The sequence below is a fragment of the Shewanella sp. FeAMO genome, from assembly GCF_053653955.1.
In genome coordinates, this window is the sequence record NZ_CM132201.1 from 1,879,397 (window position 1) to 1,904,187 (window position 24,791).

General features: G+C 54.1%; 21 protein-coding genes. 16 read left to right on the forward strand and 5 right to left on the reverse strand.

All coding sequences use genetic code 11. From position 1 onward, the window contains the following. The first annotated feature begins 77 nt into the window (after nt 1-77). The 4 genes from ACWAU4_RS08475 (at nt 78) to ACWAU4_RS08490 (ending at nt 4,440) form a co-directional block, all read left to right on the forward strand. The gene (locus ACWAU4_RS08475) at nt 78-1,295 is read left to right on the forward strand and encodes a choline transporter (protein ID WP_025009804.1); all 1,218 of its coding nucleotides are present in this window, start codon (nt 78-80) and stop codon (nt 1,293-1,295) included. 38 nt (nt 1,296-1,333) lie between these two features. Then, nucleotides 1,334-2,053: a TorF family putative porin gene (locus ACWAU4_RS08480; protein ID WP_391564060.1), complete on the forward strand. Its 720-nt coding sequence runs from the start codon at nt 1,334-1,336 to the stop codon at nt 2,051-2,053. A gap of 152 nt (nt 2,054-2,205) precedes the next feature. Further along, nucleotides 2,206-2,820: a PDC sensor domain-containing protein gene (locus ACWAU4_RS08485; protein WP_198556946.1), complete on the forward strand. Its 615-nt coding sequence runs from the start codon at nt 2,206-2,208 to the stop codon at nt 2,818-2,820. A gap of 42 nt (nt 2,821-2,862) precedes the next feature. Next, nucleotides 2,863-4,440: a methyl-accepting chemotaxis protein gene (locus tag ACWAU4_RS08490; protein WP_117200552.1), complete on the forward strand. Its 1,578-nt coding sequence runs from the start codon at nt 2,863-2,865 to the stop codon at nt 4,438-4,440. 73 nt (nt 4,441-4,513) lie between these two features. Here the strand turns inward: ACWAU4_RS08490 and ACWAU4_RS08495 are convergent, their stop codons facing one another. From ACWAU4_RS08495 to ACWAU4_RS08505, 3 genes are all read right to left on the reverse strand, one after another. Beyond that, a complete protein-coding gene (locus ACWAU4_RS08495) occupies nt 4,514-5,083 on the reverse strand; it encodes a DUF1415 domain-containing protein (protein WP_096141337.1) in 570 nt (189 codons plus the stop codon). Between the two features lie 140 nt (nt 5,084-5,223). After that, on the reverse strand, nt 5,224-6,042 hold the full coding sequence (locus ACWAU4_RS08500; RefSeq protein ID WP_208125735.1) for a DUF2797 domain-containing protein: 819 nt from the start codon (nt 6,040-6,042) through the stop codon (nt 5,224-5,226). Nucleotides 6,043-6,172: 130 nt separating this feature from the next. Then, entirely contained in the window at nt 6,173-6,676 is a 504-nt protein-coding gene (locus ACWAU4_RS08505) for a glycine cleavage system transcriptional repressor (RefSeq protein WP_025009810.1), read from the reverse strand. Nucleotides 6,677-6,851: 175 nt separating this feature from the next. Here ACWAU4_RS08505 and ACWAU4_RS08510 point away from each other — a divergent pair, with 175 nt between their 5' ends. The 4 genes from ACWAU4_RS08510 (at nt 6,852) to phoU (ending at nt 12,414) form a co-directional block, all read left to right on the forward strand. Further along, nucleotides 6,852-9,110, forward strand: a complete 2,259-nt coding sequence (locus ACWAU4_RS08510) for an ABC transporter permease subunit (protein ID WP_208125736.1) — start codon at nt 6,852-6,854, stop codon at nt 9,108-9,110. 62 nt (nt 9,111-9,172) lie between these two features. Then, complete coding sequence (gene pstA, locus ACWAU4_RS08515) at nt 9,173-10,828, forward strand: phosphate ABC transporter permease PstA (RefSeq protein ID WP_025009811.1); 1,656 nt, start codon at nt 9,173-9,175, stop codon at nt 10,826-10,828. Nucleotides 10,829-10,860: 32 nt separating this feature from the next. After that, entirely contained in the window at nt 10,861-11,679 is an 819-nt protein-coding gene (pstB, locus tag ACWAU4_RS08520; RefSeq protein WP_025009812.1) for a phosphate ABC transporter ATP-binding protein PstB, read from the forward strand. 30 nt (nt 11,680-11,709) lie between these two features. Beyond that, the gene (gene phoU / locus ACWAU4_RS08525) at nt 11,710-12,414 is read left to right on the forward strand and encodes a phosphate signaling complex protein PhoU (RefSeq protein ID WP_025886617.1); all 705 of its coding nucleotides are present in this window, start codon (nt 11,710-11,712) and stop codon (nt 12,412-12,414) included. A gap of 217 nt (nt 12,415-12,631) precedes the next feature. Here phoU and ACWAU4_RS08530 read toward each other — a convergent pair whose 3' ends face one another. Further along, a complete protein-coding gene (locus ACWAU4_RS08530; protein ID WP_208125737.1) occupies nt 12,632-13,015 on the reverse strand; it encodes a VOC family protein in 384 nt (127 codons plus the stop codon). Between the two features lie 189 nt (nt 13,016-13,204). On the opposite strand from ACWAU4_RS08530, the gene ACWAU4_RS08535 reads away from it, so the two are divergent. From ACWAU4_RS08535 to ACWAU4_RS08550, 4 genes are all read left to right on the forward strand, one after another. Further along, nucleotides 13,205-13,795: a DUF502 domain-containing protein gene (locus tag ACWAU4_RS08535; RefSeq protein WP_028780326.1), complete on the forward strand. Its 591-nt coding sequence runs from the start codon at nt 13,205-13,207 to the stop codon at nt 13,793-13,795. 355 nt (nt 13,796-14,150) lie between these two features. Next, complete coding sequence (locus ACWAU4_RS08540; RefSeq protein ID WP_208125738.1) at nt 14,151-16,136, forward strand: BCCT family transporter; 1,986 nt, start codon at nt 14,151-14,153, stop codon at nt 16,134-16,136. A gap of 24 nt (nt 16,137-16,160) precedes the next feature. Beyond that, nucleotides 16,161-16,520, forward strand: coding sequence for a YajD family HNH nuclease (locus ACWAU4_RS08545; protein ID WP_025009816.1), 360 nt, complete (start codon nt 16,161-16,163; stop codon nt 16,518-16,520). Nucleotides 16,521-16,876: 356 nt separating this feature from the next. Beyond that, nucleotides 16,877-18,424, forward strand: coding sequence for a peptide MFS transporter (locus tag ACWAU4_RS08550; protein WP_028780324.1), 1,548 nt, complete (start codon nt 16,877-16,879; stop codon nt 18,422-18,424). An 89-nt stretch (nt 18,425-18,513) separates the two neighbouring features. Here the strand turns inward: ACWAU4_RS08550 and ACWAU4_RS08555 are convergent, their stop codons facing one another. Beyond that, entirely contained in the window at nt 18,514-18,771 is a 258-nt protein-coding gene (locus ACWAU4_RS08555; protein ID WP_025009817.1) for a DUF1289 domain-containing protein, read from the reverse strand. Nucleotides 18,772-19,263: 492 nt separating this feature from the next. Here ACWAU4_RS08555 and ACWAU4_RS08560 point away from each other — a divergent pair, with 492 nt between their 5' ends. From ACWAU4_RS08560 to ACWAU4_RS08575, 4 genes are all read left to right on the forward strand, one after another. After that, on the forward strand, nt 19,264-20,607 hold the full coding sequence (locus ACWAU4_RS08560) for a class I SAM-dependent methyltransferase (RefSeq protein ID WP_208125739.1): 1,344 nt from the start codon (nt 19,264-19,266) through the stop codon (nt 20,605-20,607). A 201-nt stretch (nt 20,608-20,808) separates the two neighbouring features. Further along, the gene (locus ACWAU4_RS08565; protein WP_025886637.1) at nt 20,809-21,858 is read left to right on the forward strand and encodes a 3-oxoacyl-ACP synthase III; all 1,050 of its coding nucleotides are present in this window, start codon (nt 20,809-20,811) and stop codon (nt 21,856-21,858) included. Between the two features lie 88 nt (nt 21,859-21,946). Then, nucleotides 21,947-22,933 carry an alpha/beta fold hydrolase gene (locus ACWAU4_RS08570; RefSeq protein WP_208125740.1) on the forward strand — a complete coding sequence of 329 codons (987 nt, stop codon included), beginning with the start codon at nt 21,947-21,949 and terminating at the stop codon, nt 22,931-22,933. Between the two features lie 28 nt (nt 22,934-22,961). Then, on the forward strand, nt 22,962-24,791 hold the full coding sequence (locus ACWAU4_RS08575) for a fatty acid CoA ligase family protein (protein ID WP_243756843.1): 1,830 nt from the start codon (nt 22,962-22,964) through the stop codon (nt 24,789-24,791).

A 24,791-nucleotide genomic window follows, 5' to 3' on the forward strand; every position in this document is an offset into this window, starting at 1 on the left:
TGCTGGCCAAAATTTGCCATTAGTCTGGGGCTGGAATTAGAAAAATATAATTTAAATCAACAATAAAGGGAAAAATTATGGAGCTTTGGCTTTCAGCAGGGATCTTATTTACCTTTGCCATGATAGGGGTGATCCTGTATCGGTGGGGCAACATCCCCTGCGTAGGTGTCACCCCGGTGCGGATCAACACCTTTATCGCTATTTTGTTCACCTCAGGCCTGGATGTAGGCTTGATCATGTTCCCGCTCACCGAATTCGGCACTTACACAGATACCAACAGCAGCCCCGAATACGCCTTTTCCAATCCCTTGGCGATAGAGTTTGGATTTTGGGCCTTTCTCATCTGGGGTTTTTACTTTGTCACCTGTTTCTATTTTTGCGTCATTGAGCCCAGAGTGAAGTTCTTTGAACTCAAGGCGGTAAAGTTCATCAACAACATGGTGATTATCGGCACCTGTGCCTTCACTGCTTATCTGCTGCTCAGCAACTTGCCCTGGTATCTGCCGGAGATGGGCGATGGAGAGTCCGTCATAGGCGCCTTCTATTTGATAGTGTTTGCCGTCATCGCCATCGCGGTTTATTCCAGTACCAGTATTAAATACGTCAAGGTGCTCAGCCTGGCCAGTACCTGGCTGTTTGTGGCGCTGATAGCCCTGATGTGGAGCGGCGCATTTTTAGGGGAGAGCGGCACTGTCGGCGACTTCATTACCACCTTTTCGTTATTGGGTGAGTACTTTGTCGATATCAAGCATTTTGTGTTGCCGCTCAATGACTATCACGCCTTTTACCTGTTCTGGTGGTTTGCCTGGAGCATTATGATAGGCCAGTTTACCTCGCGGTTTGTCGGCGGGATCAAGACCTGGCAGCTGCTGCTGGCCATGATGGTGTTTCCCTCCATTCCCATCGCGATTTGGTTCAGTGTCCTCTATTTCTACGATACCCAGGCCATATCCACATCCGGCTTTTATAACCTGGCCATGGTCATGGTGGGCATTACCTTTGTGATCAATTCGCTGGACTCATTGATCCGTCTCTACACGGATAACCTGGGGCTGACGGTTGCCAGGCTCGGCAAACGCAACTATCTGCTTGGCAATATCGCCGTGATGGTGCTGCTGACCTTGCTGTTCCAACTGGATTTCCTGGAGATCCAATGGGTTGGGGCCCTGGCCATTGGGCTTATCTTCGCCTGTGCCGGTTACATGCTGCTGACCAAACTGAAAACCTTGGGCCGGATCCAAGGCTCTCCCAAAGAAAACACTATAGATTTTAATAAAATAGAGTTGGCTGACTGATGCCGGCTTCAATCCATAAAACCAAAAGAGGAACACAGATGCGCTTGAACGCCATGGCAAATTATCTCAAGAGCGGCGGTGTGGCGGCACTGCTGACACTGACTTTCACGGCCGAGGCCGAGTGGTCATCGACCGTGACCTTGGCATCGGATTACAGTTTCAACGGGGTCAGTCAGACAGATAAAGGCCCGGCGTTACAGGCCAGCTTGGATTACAGTAGTGAAAGTGGCTGGTATCTTGGCAGCTTCGCTTCCAATGTCGACTTCGGTGGTGGCGATGATACCTGGTTGGAACTTGACGGTTACGCAGGTTATTTTTACCAGTTCAATGAACACCTGAGCCTGGATGCCGGGCTTGCCTATTACAGCTATCACGGCGAATCCTTTTCCGATGACTACAACTATCCGGAAGCTTATGCCAAGTGGGGTTATCAGTCGCCATTCGGTCAGTCGGAGCTGAATCTCTGGTATAGCTGGGATTACTTTGGTACCGGTGCCGGCCACAGCATAGTGATGCTGGCCCACAGTTTTGAATTGGCGCCCGGTCACCGGCTGAGGTTGAGTTTTGACCGTTCCACATCGGATGATACAGACAAGTGGCAGTGGCAGGAAAGCAGAGGCTATCAACACTACCGCATCGCCTACCAGACCCAATATCACGGCATAGATATTGAGCTGGCGGGTGAAGATACCAGCCTAGACTCGGACAATGCCGATGCCAGGTTGGTGCTTAGCCTGTCGCACAGATTCACCTTCTGAATAGTTGCTCCATTGGCCCAGGCTGGAGTGGGCGGCGTCAGCCTGGGCCTTGCGGCTTACTTAAGAATATTCTTTTATCTTTCAAGCGCTCTTGTGATTTGTTGACTAGTCTTATCTCAGGATGATTTCTATCACAGCAGGGAGCAACCCAGATGACCTCTATCAGCAAATTTTGTCGCAGCAAATCTTGCGCTGCATTGTTCAGTGTGACGCTGCTCGGCGCGACTTCTATGTTTGTTGCCGCTTCAGCCAATGCCAACGACTATGAAGCCGCCATCAGCGAACTTGCCAATACCCAGGTCAAGAGTTGGCTTGGCGACCCTTTGATCGTCGATAGCATCAAGCAACAAAACAGTGCCAATGCCGAACTTTCCAAGGAGCAAATTCTCGACTTGGACAAGCAATGGCGTGCTCAGGTTGCTGCCGCCGACAAGCCATTGGTGAATAAGCTTCTCAACAATCCGCTTTCCGATTTTTTGCGGCAGAAACTGCAGCAAAGCAATGGCCTTTATACCGAAATATTTGTCATGGATGACAAGGGATTGAATGTGGGACAGAGTGCCATGACTTCAGATTATTGGCAGGGGGATGAAGCCAAATGGCAGCAAACCTTCGCCAAGGGGCCAGACAGTATCCATATCAGCGAGGTGGAAGAGGATGAGTCTACCCAGAGTTATCAGAGTCAGCTGAGTCTGCCTGTTGTCGACCCCTCGTCCGGCGCAGTGATAGGCGCCATTACACTGGGGATCAACGTAGAGCTACTGTAAGCGTCTTTTGCTTGTTATTTCCCCTCAGTCAGGGAGGTCTGTATGGGAATCTTCAACAGGATCAGCAGCAAGATGGCCTTGATCGCCTCTGTGGTGGTTTTGGCCGGTTTTACGCTGACCAACTTTATAAGCCAGCATAGGCTCACCAGCACTCTGGTCGATATGGAGCGGATCAGCAGTCAGGTGATCACCGGATTTGTGTCGCAACAACTGCTCAATGCGGTGAAATTTGGCAAGGCGGACAAGGTCGAGGAGGAGTTTGTCAATCTGGCCAAACAGACCCGGGGGAACCTCGGGTATGCCGTGGTGTTTGATGCTTCGCAGGCCGTTTTTGCTCAGTTTGGTGAGCCAGGCAAGACCGGTGCCCAGATGCAGGCCTCGCTGGGGCAGCATCTGCCGCAACTGAAAGCCGGCGAGCCTCAGACCTTGGTCACCGACAAGGACATTCAAATACTTCATCCCATTATCAACAGCCGTGATCAGGCGCTGATTGGGGTACTGGGCATGAGCTGGAGTCTTCAGGAGATCCAGCGGCAGACAAATGCTATGTTGTTGGGAGGCATAGCCGTTGCTATTCCTGTCGCCGTGGCGATCATCATCTGCCTGCTGCTGGTGATGAAGCGCCTGGTGATGCGCCCGGTGGACAGGATCACCCAACTGGCGCAGGAGTTGGCTCGCGGAGAAGGGGATCTGCGTCGGCGTATCGAATATTCGAGCGACGATGAGTTGCGCGGCCTGTGTGACAACATCAATCACTTCATTATCAAGGTGCAGGAAGCCCTGGCCGATGTTACCGCTCAGTCGAGCTCCTTGACCGAGATAGCCACCCAAAGCCGCCATACATCCCAGAGTGCCAATGCCGCCACTCAAGAGCAGCGTGGCAGCCTGGAACAGATGTCCCACTCGATACGTGACATGTCCAGCGTGATCCACGAGGTGGCACAAAACGCGGCCGAGGCAGAGGATTCCACCAAGGATGCCAGGGCGGTCTCCCAGGAAGTGCAGGCCATCATAGAGCGCAATCGTGAGTCGATAGACTCACTTGCCGCCGAGGTGGAGCGGGCCTCGGGAGTGATTCAGCGGCTTTATGATGACAGTCAGCAGATAGGGCGGATCCTCGAAGTGATCCAGGCGATTGCCGAGCAGACCAATCTGCTGGCACTGAATGCGGCCATAGAGGCGGCCCGTGCCGGTGAGCAGGGGCGGGGCTTTGCCGTTGTGGCCGACGAAGTACGCTCTCTGGCCAGCAAGACTCAGCAGTCGACCGAAGAGATAAAGGCGATGATAGAACGTTTGCAAGCCGGCAGTAAAGATGCCGCAGATGTGATGAATGCCAGTTGTAACAAGGCTCGGGAGGGGGTTGAGCAGGCACAGCAGAGCCGTGAAGCACTGCAGCTGATTGCCGCCAAGGTAGACGCCATTTCCAGCGTCAACAGCCTGATAGCCTCGGCGACCCAATCTCAGGCACGTTCGGCCGAGAGTCTGTCCCATGATCTGGAACAGTTGCATCATCTGAGTGAAATCTCCGCCAGCAGCGCCGAGGAAGCGGCGCACCATGGCAGTGAGCTCTTCGACCTAATCAATAAGACCCAGGTAACCCTCGGGCGTTTCAAAGTCTAGGGTTTCAAGGTCTGGGGTAAGGCCCGGGAAGGGGCAGATAAGCCTGAATCACATCAAGGCTTATCTGCTTTTTTTATGGTTTTCGGCTCAGGCAGTTTTGCAGCAGTTTGGCGAAGAACTCGCTGCCCTTGCGGCGGGCAAAGGCGATGTTGCGCTCGGGGATCGACTCAGGATCATCATATTCGGCCAAGGCCTGTTCCATACTGGCTTCACGTATGATGTGCAGGGTCGGATAGGGCGCTCTGTTGGTATAGTTGGCGGCATCATCCTGGGGCTCCCCTTCGAAACAATAGTCGGGGTGAAAGCTGGCCAACTGGTAAACCCCTTCATAACCCTCTTCGAACAACAGCTGCTCGGCAAAGGCCAACAGATCCAGATAGAGGTGAAAGCCTTCAAAGCCCCTCGGCAGAATGAACAGGCTGGTTTCCGCTTGTGGGTGCTCATCCAGATATTGGCACTCGTCCAGCAACGCCTGCAAGGCCGTATCCATGCGGCTTTCTTCGCAAACTGTGTAACGAATCGAGTCGCGCTCGACTTCCCGTCTGGCGAAGGGGCAGATGTTGTACTTCATGATCACCTCCTTGACCCAAGCCTGGGTCTGGGCGGCGATAGTCTGGGATCCCATCATGGAGTCTGTGGCCATATTCTGCTCTGTATCTGTGTAAGGGCGTTATTGGCGGCCATCATAGGCAGCCTCTGGGGTACTGGCAAGCACCAAAGGTGCTCAAGGATGAAATACGGCGCCCATCCAAGAGGCGCCGTTTGTTTGCTCAAATTAAAAAATCAGTAGCTGACTTCCACTTCATAAGAGGTGAACTTGCGGATATTGATTACTCCGGTATCGAAAAGCAGGTACTGACCCTTGATGCCCATCAGAGTGCCGCTGACAACGGCTTCTTTGTCAAAGTTATGGGACTTGATCTTCTTTGGAAACTCACTGACCGGGTAGTGAATTTGCGTCTCTGTCTCGGTCAATCTCTCTATCTTGTAATCACCGCGGCTCATTGCCAGCTCGTGCAAGCGGGTTTCGATACTCGGCAATAGCGTTTCGGCCTTGGCCTTGAGATCTATCTCGTCGTTGTTGCCCTTGAGCATCGCCTGCCAGTTGGTCTTGTCGGCAATCAGTTTGGCCAGCTCGACTTCGATAAGGCCGGAAAGCTGCCTGCTGCTGACCTTGAATATCGGCAGCCCCTGGGTGGCTCCCTGATCCAGCCAGCGGGTGGGCAACTGGGTGTGGCGGGTAATGCCGACCTTTATTCCCGAGGTATTGGACAGGTAAACATAGTGGGGCACCATGCAATGCGTGTCGCCCCATTCGGGTTCGCGGCAGGTTCCATGATCATAGTGGCAGGTTTCAGGTTTCATTACGCAGAGATCGCAGCTGGCAAGTTTCTGCATACAGACATAACAGTGGCCCTGGGAGTAACTCTTCTTGGTCTTCTTACCGCAGTTGCAGCAGAAGATGTTACCCGTGTGACTCAGGGTTAAACTCTTGCCTATCAAAGGGTTCAACGCCAGGCGCTGTTCAGCCACTCTGAGGGTGTATTGTGCCAGATGGTTCTCGTCCAGGGCGACGGCCATCTTATCCAGTGTTCCAAGCATAACGACAAAGCTCTGTTCTTGAGATTTTCGCCAGTGTACCAGTTTTCCTAACAGGAATTATCGATTGCACATCGGTTGCTGCTTTTGCAGGCGTTCAAGAGTTAGAGGTCGGGCAGCTGCAGTATCGGGCTCAGGTCAGATTCAGCTTATCCAGTACCAGATCATCACCTATGCTGTAGAGGGATTCGGTCAGGCGCTCCTCCTGCATAGGGTCGGTCAATCCCAGGCTGATGGTGGCCCGAAACAGGGCGATGCCGGTATGGCCCGCGGTTTCAAACTTGCTGCTGAATTGCTCGATATTGATGCCCAGGGCATTGATCCTGTTGGAAATGTCCAGCACCAGCCCGGGCCTGTCGTAGGCCACCAGGTTGAAACTCAGGCGTTTGATATATTTCTGCTGCTGGCCGGCCCTGGCGCTGGTGAGCGCCATACCATCGATGCACTCCAGGGCATCGAGCAGGTCATCCCAGTGTTCGCTGGGAACCTCAAGCAGCAAAATAGCGGCAAAAATCCCGTCTATATGACGTAATTCCGAGTCGAGCCAGTTGCCGCCGTGGCGGCTGACCGCATGGGCAATCTGCTCAACCAATCCTTTTCTGTCAGGGACTTGCAGTGTGATAAGGTAACGAAGCATGGTAGACAGACTCCTGAATAATGTTAAAAAAAGCTATGTAACACTATTGTCATTTTTGCGTCATATAATCCCAGCCACTCGATAAGGGATGGTCTTACCTGGGTTGGCCGAAACGCAATAACGTACGGTTAATTCGGTAAAAAAGCCTAACAGCTATTAATAATAGAGGTTCTTAATGGAAAGTCAGGTCATTCAGCCTGCTTCTGCGTCGAAAGATCTGTTGGTGAGCAAAGGCTCCGGCCGCAGAGCCTTCAAGGATAAGGCCGCGCAGATAGGGGTAACAGTGGGCGGAACCATGGTGTTCGTCGCCCTTTTGTTGATCTTTTTCTATCTGCTTTACGTGATTAAGCCGGTGTTTGACGGCGCCAGTGTTGAACCCGTCACCGAAGTGAGTCTGCCGGCCAGTTCAGACAAGACGCTGATGGTGGGCAGTGACGAGCAAAATGAACTGCTCTATCGGGTCGGTGACCAAGGCGTGGTGGATTTCTTCAGGGTCAAAGGCGATCAGCAGCACCAACAGGTGAAACTGCCTGTGCCAGATTCGAGCAAAGTGGTCAGCAGCGCCGTCAGTGCCCCAAGCCAGCAGTTGTTTGCCCTCGGACTGGATAACGGTCAACTCTTGTTGGCCGGGGTCGAGTTTGGTGTCAGCTATCCCAATAACCAGCGCCTGATCACGCCCAAGGTTAAGTATCCACTGGGGGAGTCGGCACTGACGGTTGCCGAGGATGGCTCGCCACTCAAAAATCTCGCCTTCGGCTATAGCTCGGAGAGCATGAGCTTTGCCTACCAGGACAGCCAGAATCGCTGGCAACTGACCAAGATGGTCGGCGAAGAGAACATGATGACAGAGGAAGTGGAGTGGAACACACAAACCATGCCACTGCCGGATGCGCCTTCCCGTACTGAACATCAACTCATGACCCCGGATCAGCGCCAACTGCTGCTGCAGTCCGGCAACAAGATTTTTGTCTACAACATTCAATATGTGGATGAAATCTCGCTGCAACAGGTGATAGATGTCGAGAAAGCCAAGGCCAAGGTCACCAGTTTGAGCCTGCTGGCGGGCGCCAGTTCACTGCTGGTCGGCTACGATAACGGTGTGGTGGCCCAGTATTTTCAGGTGGCCAGCGACCGCGGACGTGTCTATCAGGAGATCCGTGAGTTTAGCGGTTTGGGTAAGGTGGACACCATAGCCTCTGAGTTCTACCGCAAGAGCTTTGCCACAGTAAGCCCAGAGGGTGAACTGTCTTTGCTTTACACCACGAGTGAGCGCGAGCTGTTCGACAAGAAGTTCGATCTCAAGGCGCCGGGTGTTATGGGCTTCAGCCCCCGCTCCAATGCCTTGATCATTGAAGATGGCAGTAAGCTGCACCTGTACGCGGTTGACAACGACCACCCGGAAGTTTCCTGGAGTGCCCTGTGGAACAAGGTATGGTATGAAGGTTACCCTGAGCCGCAGTTTGTCTGGCAGTCCACTTCCGGCTCTGATGATTTTGAAGCCAAGCTCAGCCTGATGCCGCTGGCATTCGGTACGCTAAAGGCGGCATTCTATGCCATGCTGTTTGCCGTTCCTCTGGCGATTGCCGGCGCTATCTATACCGCCTATTTCATGTCGCCCAAGGTGCGCAGCATAGTCAAGCCCACCATTGAAATCATGGAAGCCCTGCCGACAGTGATCCTCGGTTTCCTGGCCGGTCTCTGGCTGGCACCGCTGATTGAAGAGCATCTGCCCGGCATTCTGGCCTTGCTGTTGCTGTTGCCGATAAGCATAGTGACCAGTGCCTATGCCTGGTCCAAGCTGCCGGGGCGCATCAAGGCGATACTGCCGGAAACCTATCAGGAACTGATGTTGATCCCGGTTATCTGTTTTGTCGGTTGGTTCTCTTTTACCATCAGCCCGGCAATCGAAGTGGCCTTCTTCCACGGCGACACCCGCCAGTTCATCACCAATGAGCTGGGGATCACCTTCGATCAGCGCAATGCGCTGGTGGTGGGAATTGCCATGGGCTTTGCCGTCATTCCAACCATCTTCTCCATTGCCGAAGACGCCATCTTCTCTGTGCCGCGTCACCTGTCGAACGGCAGCCTAGCTTTGGGAGCTACCCCCTGGCAGACCCTGACCCGGGTAGTGCTGCTGACCGCAAGCCCGGGGATATTCTCGGCAGTCATGATGGGCCTTGGCCGCGCCGTGGGTGAAACCATGATTGTACTCATGGCCACGGGGAACACCGCCATCATGGAGTGGAGCGTGTTTGAAGGGATGCGGACCCTGGCGGCCAATATCGCGGTGGAAATGCCGGAGTCGGCCATCGGCAGCTCCCATTACCGGGTATTGTTCCTCGCAGCCTTTGTGCTCTTTATCTTTACCTTCCTGTTCAACACTGTGGCCGAAGTGGTGCGTCAGCGTCTGCGTGACCGCTACAGCTCACTGTAACGGGAGATAAATTATGAATAGAACACTAGATGTTTCGCCAATCACCTTAAGGGGTTTGTGCAATGGGTAAGTGGTTTAAATCAGGCTCTCCCTGGATCTGGATGACAGGGGGCGCCGTTAGCCTGAGTTTGATTGCGGTGTTGGGGCTATTGTTACTCATCGCCTGGCGTGGCCTGAGCTATTTCTGGCCCGCGGATATCTATCAGTGGGAGATGCAGGATGACAAAGGCCAGCGCTACACCCTGATAGGTGAGCTGTACGACAGAGAAGAAGTGCCGACCGAGCGCTTGAAATCCGCCGGTTATCACTTCAACTCAGAGCCGGGTGAGTTTGTGACCCGCTATCTGGTCAAGACGGGTAACCGTGAGTTTGTCGGCCTGGATTTCCGCTGGATTCTGGAGACAGATATTGTGTCGCGCTCCACCCCGGAAGGCTTGGCCATGATAGAGCGTACCAAGAACGGTAACTTCTACGGCTACCCTGTGGCCGTGATTGAGAAGGGCCAGCGGCTGGAGCTCGGCGGCGATGTGCAGAACTCACTCGAGGAGCATATCGAGCGCGCAGTGGACCTGGCCGATCAGGCGATGGCACTGCAGAAGCAGGACATAGGCGCGGTTAACTATGAGCTGGAACGTCTGCGCCTCAAAGAACGTGGCTATGAGCTTGACGATGCCCTGACGCCTGAGCGTAAAGCCGAGCTTGAGTCCAAGCGTCAGCAACTGGATCAGCATTATCAAGGGTTGGAAAAGCAGCTGTTCTCTCTGCGTGAGCAAGCCGGGCGTGACTCTGTGATAGTACGCGACATGCGCGGCGAAGAAGTGACCCTCAGCCTGGATTCGGTGCTGGATGTCAGCTATGTCAACCGCATGGGCTTTATCGACAAGGTTGGCCACTGGTTTGTTGGTCTGGGACGCTTTATCAGTGACGACCCCCGCGAAGCCAACACAGAGGGCGGGGTGTTTCCGGCGATTTTCGGCACAGTATTCATGGTGTTGCTGATGGCCGTGATAGTGACACCATTCGGTGTGGTGGCCGCCATCTATCTGCACGAATACGCCAAGAAAGGGCCGATCACCAAGATGATACGTATCGCGGTGATCAACCTCGCCGGTGTGCCTTCTATTGTGTACGGGGTGTTTGGTCTGGGCTTCTTTGTCTACATGTTGGGGGGCTCGCTGGATCAGCTGTTCTATCCTGAGGCGTTGCCGTCGCCCACCTTTGGCTCTCCCGGGGTTATCTGGTCGGCACTGACTTTGGCGATTCTGACCCTGCCTGTGGTGATAGTTTCCACCGAGGAAGGCTTGTCACGTATTCCAAGCTCAGTGCGTCAGGGCAGCCTGGCTCTGGGGGCCACCAAGGCCGAAACCCTGTGGCGGATTATTATCCCCATGGCCAGCCCGGCGATTATGACAGGGCTTATTCTGGCGGTTGCCCGCGCCGCCGGCGAAGTGGCACCCTTGATGCTGGTGGGGGTGGTCAAGTTGGCGCCTACCTTGCCTGTGGATATGAATTTCCCCTTTGTGCATCTTGAGCGTAAGTTTATGCACCTCGGGTTCCATATTTATGATGTCGGTTTCCAGAGCCCCAACGTAGAAGCTGCCAGGCCTTTGGTCTATGCCACCTCGTTCCTGCTGGTCTCTGTGATCGTGGCACTCAACCTGACGGCTATCAGCGTGCGCAACCATCTGCGTGAAAAGTACCGCTCGCTTGAACACTAATTGACGATTATCCTGAAGTGATAGGACAGAATATGATTTCGATAGACTCATCGGTAATGAATACTGAGACGCTGGATCTGGCGAACCTGCCTGCCGAAGAGACGGCGCTGGAGATCCGTAACTTGGATCTGCGCTATGGTGACAAGCAGGCGCTGTTTGATGTTTCCATGAAGATCCCCAAGAAGAAGGTCACCGCCTTCATCGGCCCCAGTGGTTGCGGTAAGTCCACCTTGCTGCGCTGTATCAACCGGATGAACGATCTGGTGGATAACTGCCATATCGACGGGGAAATCTTGCTCCATGGTCAAAACATCTACGACAAGAAAGTGGATGTCGCGGCGCTGAGACGCAATGTGGGAATGGTGTTCCAGCGCCCTAATCCTTTCCCCAAGTCCATTTATGAAAATGTCGTCTATGGCCTGCGCCTGCAGGGCGTGAGTAACCGCCGTGAGCTGGATGAAGCCTGTGAGCGTTCACTGCGCGGCGCCGCCATCTGGGACGAGGTGAAAGACAGGCTGCATGACAACGCCTTCGGGTTGTCCGGTGGTCAGCAGCAGCGTCTGGTGATTGCCCGGGCGATAGCCATTGAGCCTGAAGTCTTGCTGCTCGATGAGCCGACTTCGGCACTGGATCCTATCTCGACCCTGACTATCGAAGAGCTGATCACCGAGCTCAAGTCCAAGTACACAGTGGTGATAGTGACCCACAACATGCAGCAGGCGGCCAGGGTGTCGGATCAGACTGCCTTTATGTATATGGGCGAGCTGATTGAGTACTCGGATACCAACACTATCTTTACTACGCCAAAACAGAGTAAGACCGAAGATTATATTACCGGCCGCTACGGTTGATAAACGCTGCGTCCGAGCAAGGGGAAGCAAATGGAAAACAAGAACCTGAATAAACATATCTCAGGCCAGTTCAATGCCGAGCTGGAAGATATCCGCAACCGGGTGCTGGCCATGGGCGGCATGGTGGAGCGGCAGTTGGAACAGGCGCTGGATGCCCTGGGCAGCCTGGATACCGAGTTAGCGCAGAAGGTGATCGAGGGCGATCACAAGGTCAACGGCATGGAGGTGATGATAGATGAAGAGTGTACCCGTATCATTGCCAAGCGTCAGCCGGCGGCCAGTGACTTGCGTCTGGTGATAGCCATCTCCAAGACGATTGCCGATCTTGAGCGCATCGGCGATGCCTGTGTGCGTATCGCCAAGGCGGCACAGGAGAAGCGCAGCAATAATCAGCAGCCGCTGCTGGTCAGTATCGAGTCCATGGGGCGCCATGCCACCCGTATGTTGCACTCGACCCTGGATGCATTGGCGCGGATGGACGCCGACTCGGCGCTGGAGCTGCACAAGGAAGATGCCAAGCTGGACAAGGAATATGAAGGCATCATTCGCCAGTTGATGACTTACATGATGGAAGATCCCCGCTCTATCCCAGGTGTGCTGGATGTGCTCTGGGCTGCCCGCGCGGTTGAGCGGGTAGGGGACCGCTGCAAAAACATCTGTGAGTACGTGATTTACTACGTCAAGGGCAAAGACGTACGCCATGTCTCCTACGAGGAGATGGAAAAAGAGCTTTAAGCTCTTATCCGCGAGCCTTAGAGAAAGCCGCTTGCATTCAAGCGGCTTTTTTGTGCCAGTGCAGGCTGGTGCAGCTCGGTTAGCTGCACCGCCCGGTCAACGGAGCTCTTGGTCAACGGAATACTTGGTCAACAGAGAACTTGGTCAACAGAGAACTTGGTCAACATAGGACTTAGTCAACGGGGACTTAGTCAAAGCAGTCTCGTCAAAGCCCAGCCTAGTCAACGCGGTATTCTGCCAGCTCGATCAGGTTGCCGTCAGGATCGCGAATATAGACTGAGTCTATCGGGCCGGTGGCGCCGGTACGGGCGATGGGGCCCTCTTCGATGTCGATACCCATGGCATTGAGATGCGCCATAACATCCTCGAGTGAACCACAGGTGATAAAGCACAAGTCCGCCGAACCACTTTGGGCTTTGGCGGCATTGGGGTAATATTCGCGGCCAAGCTGGTGCAGGTTGATTTTCTGATCGCCAAATTGCAGCGCCGTTCTGTTATCGGCAAAGGTTTGGCGTTTCATGCCCAGTTTTTGGTAGAAGGCGACACTCTGCTCTATGTCGCGGACGGTTAACACCAGGTGATCCAGTCGGGTTACGCGCATGCTGTTATTCTCCTTGTCGCACCCGGGAGACCCTGCGGCCTCCCGGGGTAATGCACAACATTTTGCTATCGATTTGCGTCTCTGTCAGGATACAGAGTTGAGCGCCTGTTGGGGAAGGGGCAGCCGAGAAACCTTCCTTTGAGCCTCTGTCCTGCGCCCTATACAGTCTTAAATATCAAGAGGAATTCAATGAAACAAACCCTGATCCGTGGCTTGCTTAATCTGCTGCCCATGGCGCTTAGTCTCTGGCTGTTCTGGTCCCTGTTTGAATCTCTCGACAGCCTGGGCAAGTTACTCTTCTCTCTGGTGGGCATGGACACTGTATTTACCGGAGCCGGTTTTATATTGGTCACAGCCTTGGTATTTGTTGCCGGTTTACTGTTTTCCGTCAGCCCCATCGTTTGGCTCTGGAGCTGGATTGAACGGCAGTTGATGCGCTTTCCCCTGTTCAAGTCTGTCTATGGCAGTATTCGCGATATTGCTTCTTTGATGAACCGAGATGGCAGTAAGCCCAAGTCGCAGCAAACAGTATTGGTGCGCCAGGCAAACGGCGGTTTTGTGGTCGGCTTTATTATGACGGACAAGCCGCCTCAACCGCTGCTCGATGCCTTGCCCGAAGGGGACTGGGTGCCTGTGCTGTTTCAACTTTCCTATCAGATGGCCGGGGTCACCAGCCTGGTCAAACGAGAGGACTTGATCATGGTGGATTGGTCATTCGAGGAGGCGATGCGCTTTAATCTGACCGCGGGTATTTCACAAACCCCCAAGAGCGGCGAGTAGGAAAAGGCTGATTCTGTGAGCGGGAGTCGCCAGAGACTCCCCATTTTGTCCGTTTTTGTGTATAATCAGCGCCGATTGTTGCCAAAAGTAGCAGTTTGTGTCCGAGTCGATTGCCATTCAATATGCCACGGTAATCTTGTCTGTCCCGCCAACACTTTGATCCCGGTGGGTCCTATCTCTTCCATTTTTATCAAGCCGAGAGCTTGTCCGCGGAAGGGTGTCACATACTGCACATAAACACCCGATAAGCTTTTGGTGTGGCTTTGGATAAGCGTTGTCCCCGGCCGAGTTCAGCGGTAACTTAGGAACTTGATCGCAGGCAGCGCAGTTTTATCCGTAAAAAGGAGCGCAAAATTTGATTAAGTCGAGTATTAATCCTCCGGTGTTTTTTTCGTCAGTGATCTGTATCGCCTTCATGGTGTTGGTGTGTGCCGTCTGGCCGAATGAAGCGCAGGAGCTATTTAAGTCAGCTCAATCCTGGCTGGAGTTGAAGGCCGGCTGGCTCTATATCATGGGCGTGGCCATTTTTCTGGTATTCATCATCTTTGTGATGGTGAGTCGCTTCGGTGATATCAAGCTTGGGCCGGATCATGCCGAGCCGGATTACAGCTACAAGAGCTGGATTGCCATGCTATTCTCTGCCGGTATGGGCATAGGCTTGATGTTCTTTGGGGTTGGTGAACCTGTGATGCACTATCTGGCACCGCCGGATGCGGATCCCCAGACAGTTGAAGCCGCCAAAGAGGCGATGAAGATCACCTTCTTCCACTGGGGTATTCACGCCTGGGCCATCTATGCGGTAGTGGCCTTGAGTCTGGCCTATTTCAGCTATCGGCATAAGCTGCCGCTGCTGCCAAGAAGTGCCCTTTATCCTCTGATTGGTGAACGTATTTATGGTCCCATAGGCCACTGCGTCGACACCTTTGCCGTGCTGGGCACTATGTTTGGTGTGGCTACCTCATTGGGCTTCGGGGTATTGCAGGTTAACTCGGGACTCAACTATCTGTTGGGTGATTCTTTCCCTATCAGCAGCACTGTGCAGGTGGCACTGATCATAGGTATCACTCTTATCGCCACCGGCTCTGTGTTTTCCGGCCTGGATAAAGGGGTGAAGCGTTTAAGTGAGCTTAACCTCGGGCTGGCTTTTGTGCTGATGATGATAGTACTGCTGTTTGGTCCAACGGTTGCTCTGCTGCAGTCTTTCGTGCAAAACACCGGCAGCTATTTGAGTGAGCTGGTGAGCAAGACCTTTAACCTCTATGCCTACGAGCAGAAGAATGACTGGCTCGGTGGCTGGACTCTACTCTACTGGGGCTGGTGGATCTCCTGGTCACCTTTTGTCGGTACCTTTATCGCCCGGGTCTCCCGCGGCCGCACCATTCGTGAGTTCCTGGTGGGGATCTTATTTGTTCCCAGTGGTTTCACCTTCCTGTGGATGACGGTTTTCGGTAACTCGGCGATAGATGCCATCATGAACCATGGCGCCGAATATCTGGCTACCGCGGTTTCTACCGATGTGTCAGTCGCCCTGTTTACCTTCTTCGAGCACTTGCCGCTTTCCAATCTGCTGTCAGTCATCGCTGTGTGTCTGGTGGTGACCTTCTTTGTGACCTCGTCTGACTCAGGCTCTTTGGTGATCGATAACCTGACCTCAGGCGGCGATGCCGATGCGCCTGTATGGCAGCGGATCTTCTGGGCCCTGATGCAAGGTGTGGTTGCCTCTGTGCTGCTGCTCGCAGGTGGCTTGCAGGCGCTGCAAACGGCAGCGATTGCCAGTGCCATGCCGTTCTTGTTGGTGATGCTGCTTATCTGCTTTGGCCTGTTCAAGGCGTTGCAGGATGACTGGCTCAAAATCAACAGCGTGCAGCTGCATACCACCAGTGTGCAGTACGCCAGAACCAGCGTGTCCTGGGAAGACAGGATAGATGTGTTGGTGTCGCATCCCTCCTACGAGCAGGCGCGGCGCTTTGTCGACAACGTGGCGACACCGGCGCTGTCCAAGGTCTCTCAGGGCTTCTTGTCACGCGGTATCAATGCCGATCTCCAGTACGATGAAGACAGGGTGAGGTTGGTCATCGAAAATGAAGAGGTGCAGACCTTTGTCTATGGCTTGCGGATCCGCGCCTTTACGCTGCCTGTGACCCATCAGACTCAGGCAGAAGCTGAGGATGAGTCACAAAATAACTACTTCCGGGTTGAAGTTTTCCTCGAACACGGCGGACAGTATTATGATGTGATGGGTTATACGGAAGAGCAGATCCAGGCAGATGTGGTGACTCAGTATGAGAAGCACCTGCATTATCTGCATCTGTCCAGCGCAGAATATGTAGAGGGCCCTTAAGGGCCCGTTCACCGGAAAAGAAAGATGGCAGAACAGAGTAAATTGGATCGGGTGCTGGCGCAGGCCCGTGAGTATCAGGCGAGTCGTGAAAAAGGCTATCGGGAGCAGGCGCTCAAGCTTTATCCTTGGGTCTGTGGCCGCTGTGCCAGGGAGTTTACCCACAAGAACTTGCGTGAGTTGACTGTGCATCACAGAGATCACAATCACGACAACAACCCTTCAGATGGTTCCAACTGGGAGCTGTTGTGTCTCTACTGCCATGACAACGAGCACTCCAGGTTTGAAGAACTGGTGCAGTACGGCGACACCAGTGAAGCCAAACAGGCGCCGGCCACCTTCAATCCTTTTGCCGATCTCAAGGCTAGAATGGCGGCCAAAGATTGACCGCTTCTTTTGGAAAGGCCTGATAAGGCTTAAGTCATTCAATGCAAAAACCGTCCATTCAAGGACGGTTTTTTTATGTCATAGGCGCTGATAAATGCTGTTTTCAAGTCGCTTTGGTGGTGATTTTGGAACTGATAAAAATTCTCATTAATTAGTGGAAACCCCTGTGGCAGCTGGGTTTGCTCCGTTTTCCCCACTGAAGGTAAGTTTTTGTTGAAAAATTCGCCAATGGAATTTGAGCTGAGTAGGAGAATTGCGACAAAGTGTGTTTTGCCTCAGAGTTTGCGTTGGATTGTGCGGCCAGCAGTTTTATACTCGTCTGACAATTATTTCAAATCAAGATGGAAGCAAGCAAAATGACATTAGGGTCTCCTAAGGTAAGCAAGACGCATTCTTTTATGACTGTGTCACTTATCGAGCTATGGGAACGTTTCGGTTATTACGGTATGCAGGCGCTTATCGTGTACTTCATGGTACAGCGTCTAGGGTTTGAGGACAGTCGCGCCAACCTGGTATGGAGTGCCTGTGCCGCATTGATTTATGTGTCGCCGGCGATTGGTGGCTGGGTCGGGGATAAAATTCTCGGTACCAAGCGCACCATGTTGCTAGGTGCCGGTATTCTGTCATTGGGTTATGCCTTGATGACAGTGCCGACCGAAAACACCTGGTTCCTGTTTTCGGCCCTTGGGGTAATCGTTGTCGGTAACGGTTTGTTCAAACCCAATGCCGGTAACCTGGTGCGCAAAATCTATGAAGGGGACGACTCCAAGATAGACAGCGCCTTTACCATTTACTACATGGCGGTGAACGTGGGTTCCACCTTCTCCATGTTGTTGACTCCCTGGATTAAAGATTACGTCAACGCCAACTATGGCAACGAGTTTGGCTGGCATGCGGCTTTTGCCGTTTGCTGCGTGGGCCTACTGGTAGGCCTGGGTAACTACGCCATGATGCGTAAGACTCTGGCCAACTATGGCTCGGAGCCGGATACCCGTCCGGTGGAAATGAATAAGCTGTTTGCGGTACTCGGCCTGGCGGCTCTGTCTGTAGTGGCTTCAGCCTTTATCCTCGAATATGAAGATGTGGCCCGCGCTTTTGTTTACACCGCTGGTGCCGCCGTACTCGGTATCTTTATCTACTTGATTAAAAACAGTGAAACCAGTGAACGGGCCGGTTTGATAGCCGCCTTGGTTCTGACGGTACAAACCGTATTCTTCTTTGTGTTTTACCAACAGATGTCTACCTCGCTGGCGCTGTTTGCCCTGCGTAACGTCGACTGGAACTTCCAGGCCTTTGGCATCGATCTGTGGACCTGGTCACCGGCGCAGTTCCAGGCCTTGAACCCTATCTGGATCATGTTGCTCAGTCCTGTGCTGGCCTGGGTTTATGCCTCTGCCGGACGTAACAACAAGGATATTTCCATTGCCGCCAAGTTCGCACTGGGCTTTGCCGTAGTGGCGCTGGGTTTCTTCATCTACAGCTTTGCCGGTATGTTTGCCGTCGATGGCAAGACCTCTTCCTGGGTGATGATCTGGGGTTATGGCGCATACTCACTCGGTGAGCTGCTGGTCAGCGGTTTGGGCTTGGCTATGATTGCCCGTTACGTACCTGAGCGCATGGGTGGCTTTATGATGGGGGCTTACTTTGTCGCCTCGGGCATCTCTCAGTATCTGGGTGGTGTGGTGGCCAACTTCGCCAGTGTGCCGAAGAACATAACCGATCCGCTTGAGACTCTGCCCATCTACACCAGCTTGTTCAACAAGTTGGGGATAGCGGCGCTGGTTTGTACCTTTATCGCGCTGGCAGTATTGCCGCTGATGCGTCGCCTCACAGAAACTCACCATTCCCACAACGGTAATGGCGGTGCCGCCAGTTCCCTTGGGAATGTCAGCTCAGAGCAGTAATGACTGAGTGATCCATAAATTCCAAAAAGACCGCGATTGCGGTCTTTTTCTTTATGAAGGCTTGGTTGCCTTGAACGCTTAAAGCTGTATCACTCTTTTTTACTTGCTTTGCTCTTGTCGCTGCGCCCAAGCCTGGCCTCTGCCTCGAGGTATTTGGCTCTGCTGATAATGCCGCTGTTTTCCATGCCCGAAAAGGCGCGTTTTCGCTCCGGGAGTTTGGCAATAATGGCGCGTTTCTCTTCATCCGGGCAACGGCTCCAATTGACGATTTCATCTATATGGCGCAGGCAGCCCATACAAAAGTCGTCTTCATTGAGGCCGCAGCGCGCCACGCAGGGAGATTGGATCATTCAACATCCTTCTTATCAATATTCTGTTCAGCGGCGGAGTGTAGCGCGTGAATTGGCGCGATTGATTTCGCTCGACCGATTTCACTCGACCATTTCGTTAGATTGAATTCGTTAGATTGAGTTGGTTCGATTGTTTTGTCAGCTTGGGTACACCAGTCTATTGCGGCAGGTGCAAAGGTAACAGCTTTGAGCGGATTTATACCTGAAAATAGCGGCGGCAGCTTTCGTTGCCAAGCCGCCAGGAAAGATGATGACTCGGGCTTTAGGCATAGTTTATTGAAACAATAATCCACTTTTAATCAAATTGTTATGTGAATTAGTCCTTACTGCTGGCTTTTCCCCTTGGCTGTAAAGCTATCAGCAAGCGGGAGACTCAACCCCAGCTTTTTCGCAGGCTTTGCCCCCTGTTTCCTGCTTGGGTGGCGCTATTTTCCTCAAAGGCAACCAGGGGCTATAATGCGACCCCTTTAAGTTAATCGGGCCAGTAAAATGTGTGACTGCCAACAGAATTCCCCCCGGCAAGCCGAGCCAGAGGCCGGCAGGGTTGAAACCCGGCTGACGGCAGTCGATTGCAGCTTGCCCGAGGTGAAAGCAGAGCTTCGACAGCTCAGTCAATTGTTGCTCTCAAGCCGCGCGCTTTGGAGTGTCAGGAGTTTCGAGCACCACAAGCTTCCCTGGCAGCAGCGCTTTGCCAAGCTGGCCGCAGCGCTCTGGGCTATTGATGACGATGCGCTCGAGACTGTGGATGCCAGTCAGTCATTGTTGTTGACAACCCTCTGGCCGGCCTTGGTTGCAGACTTGAGCGAGCAGGAATTGGCCCTGTGGGACAAGAGACACTTTGCCTGGCACCTCTTTGATTATCCCGCACCTGAGCAGGATAATGGCCAACCTAAGCTTTGTGCGTCAACCGAGGCCCGGCTCAGTGCCAGTATAAAGGGCCGAAAATGGCAGCAGATAAGCCGCTTTGCCAATACCATCGCCACCCATAACAACCCCTTTCCTTTATTGGAGTGGTGCGCCGGAAAAGGGCATCTCGGGCGCCTGCTCAGTGCCTTGAGCGGCAAGGCGGTATTGAGCCTGGAGTGGCAAGCATCTTTGTGCGAAGCCGGCGAGCTAGCGGCAAAAAAACGTAACTTGCCGCAGCAATTTGTCTGTGCCGATGCCTTTGCCGCCGAGCCTTGTTATCTCAAGCCCAAGCAGCATGCCATTGCGCTGCATGCCTGCGGCGAGCTGCACCTGACGCTGCTGCGCCGCGCGGTTGCAAGTGGCACCGCTGTGGTCTCGGTTTCCCCTTGTTGTTATCACCTCTTGCCCTCCGGCGATATCACTCCCTTGAGTCAAAGTGCCCAAGAGCAGGCGCTGCGATTAGATAAGGCGGCGCTGCAACTGCCGCTTAATCACAGTGTTATTGCCAATCAAAAGGCGCGCGCCGACAGGATCAAAGAGGTCAGTTGGCGGCTCGGATTCGATAGTCTGCAGCGTGAGCTGCGTGCTCAGGACACTTATCTGCCACTGCCTGCGGTACGGCAGAGTCAGCTGTCCGGCCGTTTCAAGGACTTCTGTCTTTGGGCCGCGGCGCAAAAGGGAATGCTATTGCCTGAGGCGGTGGATTTTGCCGCCTATCAGCGCTTGGGGGAGCAAAGGCGCAGATTAACCGCCCGTATTGACTTGGCGGCACATCTGTTTCGGCCGGTTATTGAACGGTATCTGCTGCTCGATAGGGTCTGTTTCCTGTTGGAGGCCGGTTACCGGGTGCAGCTAGGCGCCTTTTGTGAGCAGGCCACCACGCCGCGCAATGCCTTAATCCATGCCTGGTTGCCTGGTAGCCGATAAATGAAACAACAAGGCCCGCTTGGACAGAGATGTCTCTCAAGCGGGGAATTAGTCGGCGCCAAGTACCGGCTTAATGCGTTTTTTATTGAATACCCCGGCGTTTCTTGGTCAAATGACGCCAGCCTGGGGCATAAGACTTAATTATCACGACCCCAAAAGATAACAAGGGCACAGAGCGCCCGAGAGAGCGATTGGCTTTTCATGAATTATTCCCGTGTGTATATCAATAGTCTGGCTTATGAGTTGGCGCCGGAAATGGTGTCCAGCCGCGAGTTGGAATCCCGGCTTGCGCCGCTTTATCAAAAGTTTCGTATCCCCATTGGGCAACTCGCTGCCCTGACGGGCATTGAGGAGCGTCGTTGGTGGCCCAAGGGCTTCAAGGTTTCCCAAGGCGCAGTGTGCGCCGCCCAAAAGGCGCTGGCCGAGACAGGGCTGGATCCCAAAGCGCTTGGCGCCTTGGTTTACACCGGCGTGTGCCGTGACCAGCATGAGCCAGCCACGGCCTGCGCTGTGGCTTCTGCCATAGGTATCGGGCGCGACTGCGCCGTTTTTGATATCAGCAACGCCTGCCTGGGAGTCCTGTCCGGTATTCTGGATGTGGCCAACCGTATTGAACTGGGGCAGATCCGCGCCGGTATGGTGGTGTCCTGTGAATCATCCCGGGAGATAGTCGAGGCGTCCATAGAGCAGATGCTGGCCGAACCCAGCATGGCAAACTTTGCGGCTTCTCTGGCCACCCTGACCGGCGGCTCAGGTGCCGTGGCCGTTATCCTCACGGATGGCAGCTTGCCACTTTCCACCTCCCGCAAGCATCAGTTGCTCGGTGCCAGTCAGTTGGCGGCGCCGGAGCATCATCAGATGTGTCAGTGGGGGTTTGTCGAGGTCGGTAACCGCCTCTACCGCGAGGTGATGCGCACAGATGCCGTTGCCCTTTTGAAGGAGGGGGTGGAGCTGGCGCGCCAGACCTGGGAGCAGTTTTTGCAGCAGCGCCAGTGGCTTGCCGGACAGGTGGATAAGGTTATCTGTCATCAGGTGGGGGCTGCCAACCGAAAGCAAGTACTGGGCGCCCTGGGCATTGCCGAGCACAAAGAGTTTCCCACCTTTGCCCGCCTTGGCAATATGGGCACTGTCTCTTTGCCTGTGTCGGCGGCGCTGGCCCACGGTGAAGGCTTTTTGCAGGCAGGCGACCGGGTGAGCTTTCTTGGCATAGGCTCGGGACTCAACTGCATGATGCTGGGGCTGCGCTGGTAAGCCCTTGATACAGGTTTTAGACAATGCCCATTCGACAGGGCCCATTAGAATAGTGCCTAAATAACCAAAATTAACAACAGGATAGCCAATGGCCACCCTAGATACACTCTTCCCGTTCAAGCGTCATTTCATCACGCTCGGCGGCCACAAACTGCATTATGTGCATGAAAAACCCGCCGGGATTAACGGCCAACGCCCCGATGCCGTGGTGATGGTGCACGGTAACCCCAGCTGGTCTTTTTACTACCGTAACCTGGTGCAGGCGTTAAGCGACCAATATGAATGTGTGGTGCCGGATCATATCGGCTGCGGCTTGTCCGACAAACCGGGCGATGATGCCTATGACTACACGCTGGCGCAGCGCATCGACGATCTGGAAGCACTGCTGGACAGTCTGGATATTCGCAGCAATATCACGCTGGTGCTGCATGACTGGGGCGGCATGATAGGCATGGGCTATGCAGCCCGTTATCCCGAGAGGATTAAACGCCTGGTGCTGCTCAATACCGCCGCCTTCGGTTTGCCAAAGAGCAAGCCCTTGCCGCTGGCGCTGAAAATCTGCCGCGATACCGCGCTTGGCACCCTGCTGGTGCGGGGCTTCAATGCCTTCTCGTCCGCGGCTTCCTATGTGGGAGTCAAACGTGCGCCCATGGCCGCGGATGTGCGCCGCGCTTATGTGGCACCATTCAACTCCTGGCAAAATCGAATCTCGACTTTGAGGTTTGTACAGGATATTCCGCTCAAGCCCGGCGACAGAAACTGGGAGTTGGTGCAGTCGATTGATGCCAGTTTGCAGCAGTTTACCCGGGTGCCGACCATTATTCTTTGGGGTCTCAAGGACTTTGTCTTTGACCGGCACTTCCTTGAAGGTTGGCAGCAGCGCCTGCCCAAAGCCGAGCTGCACGCCTTTGCCGACTGCGGCCATTATATTCTTGAAGACGCCAGTGATGAGGTGATAGCCCATATTCGCCGCTTTATTGATGAAACGGCAGTGGCTCAAAGCGCCGACGAACAAACATCTAACCCTGAAGAAAAGGCATCGGCGGAAACAACCTCAGCCGGGAGCGCTGACTGAGATGTTCCCACCCGCCGAAGACTCGCAAATGGCTGCAAATGAACCGGCCCCAGAGGCAAACTCCGCCAAGGGGCACAACCTGTGTCGTCACCTGAAGCAGGCGGCCATTAGCCAGAGCGAGGACCTGGCGGTTGCCGTGCAGCGCCGCCGCGCTGGTAAGTTCAGTTACCAGGAGCTTGATTTCAAGACCCTGGACAGCGACAGCGACCGGCTTGCTAGCGCCTTGCTCGACTATGGCTTCAAACCCGGGATGAAAGCCGTGCTTATGGTGACTCCGGGGATAGAGTTTTTTGTGCTTACCTTTGCCCTGTTCAAGGCGGGTATTATCCCTGTGATGGTGGACCCAGGTATGGGGAGCGCCAAGCTCAAGCAGTGTCTGGCGGAAGCCGAACCCGACGCCTTTATCGGGATCCCCAAGGCCCATGTGGCCAGATTGCTGTTCGGTTGGGGCAAACCCAGTATCCGCTTGTTGCTGACGGCAGGTGAAGGCTTTCTTGGCCGTAACCCTCCTTGGGGAGGCAGCAGTGTCAGCCGTTTGTTGGCCAGGGCACCAGAGTCAGTCACATTTCCCATGGCGCAGCTCGGCGCGCAGCAGATGGCGGCCATCTTGTTTACCAGTGGCAGCACCGGCACCCCAAAAGGCGTGGTCTACAGCCACGGCATGTTTGAGGCGCAGATAACTGCGCTGCGAAATGACTATGGCATTCGTCCCGGCGAGCGGGATCTGTCGACCTTCCCGCTGTTTGCTCTCTTTGGACCGGCGCTGGGGATGGCATCGATAGTGCCTGAAATGGATGCCAGCAAACCGATAACCGCCAGATCGGAAAACCTGTTTGCCGCCATAGAGCACTATGCCTGCAGCAATATGTTCGTGAACCCCGCCTTGCTCGACCGTTTGGGACGCGGCGGAAGCGGGCGCCGGCTGCACAGCTTGAAGCGGGTGATATCCGCCGGTGCGCCGGCCGATCCCAAGGCGATAGCGCGTTTCTCCGCCATGTTGGCCGAGGATGTCGAAGTGCTCAACTCCTATGGCGCCACCGAATCCCTGCCAGTCTCCATGATTGGCAGCAAGGCGCTTGGCACTACCTCCGCCATCACCGACAAGGGCGGCGGCATCTGTGTCGGTAAGCCGGTATCCGGAATAAGGGTCAGTATCATAGGGATCAGTGAAGAGGCCATCGACAGCTGGTCGCCAACTCTCGAGTTGGCGACGGGGGAGATAGGCGAAATCGTCGTTGACGGCGCTGTGGTCAACCAGAGCTACTATCGCCGTGAAGGCGCCAACAAACAGGCCAAGATTGCCTATGAAGGCCGGCAACTGCACCGGATGGGCGATCTCGGTTATCTAGATGCCGATGGCAACTTGTGGATGTGTGGCCGCAAGGCCCACAGAGTGGATGTCATTCAGGACGGTGAGCTGCAAAAGCGCTATCTGTCTATTCCCTGTGAGCGGATTTTCAATACCCATCCTCAGGTTAAACGTTCGGCACTGGTTGGCGTTGAACTGATGCAGAATAAGCCTGGCGGCGGGGGGATAGTCCAAGAGAGCGCTTTCTCTTTGACTACTGGCCCTGATAGCACTTTCCTTGATAGCACTTCCCTTGATAGCACAGTGCCCGAAAAAGCGCCGCTTATCTGCATCGAGCTTGAGCAATCCCTGTCGCCAGCCGAACAGCAACAGCTGTTTACCGAGTTGCAGGCACTTGCCGACAAGCAGCCACTGACCCGAGGCATCAGGCATTTTATGTTGCATCCTGGTTTTCCCATGGATGTGCGCCACAATGCCAAGATATTCCGCGAGCAACTTGCCGTTTGGGCGCAAAAACAGTTGGATGGAAACGGCTGGAAGCCAAAATAG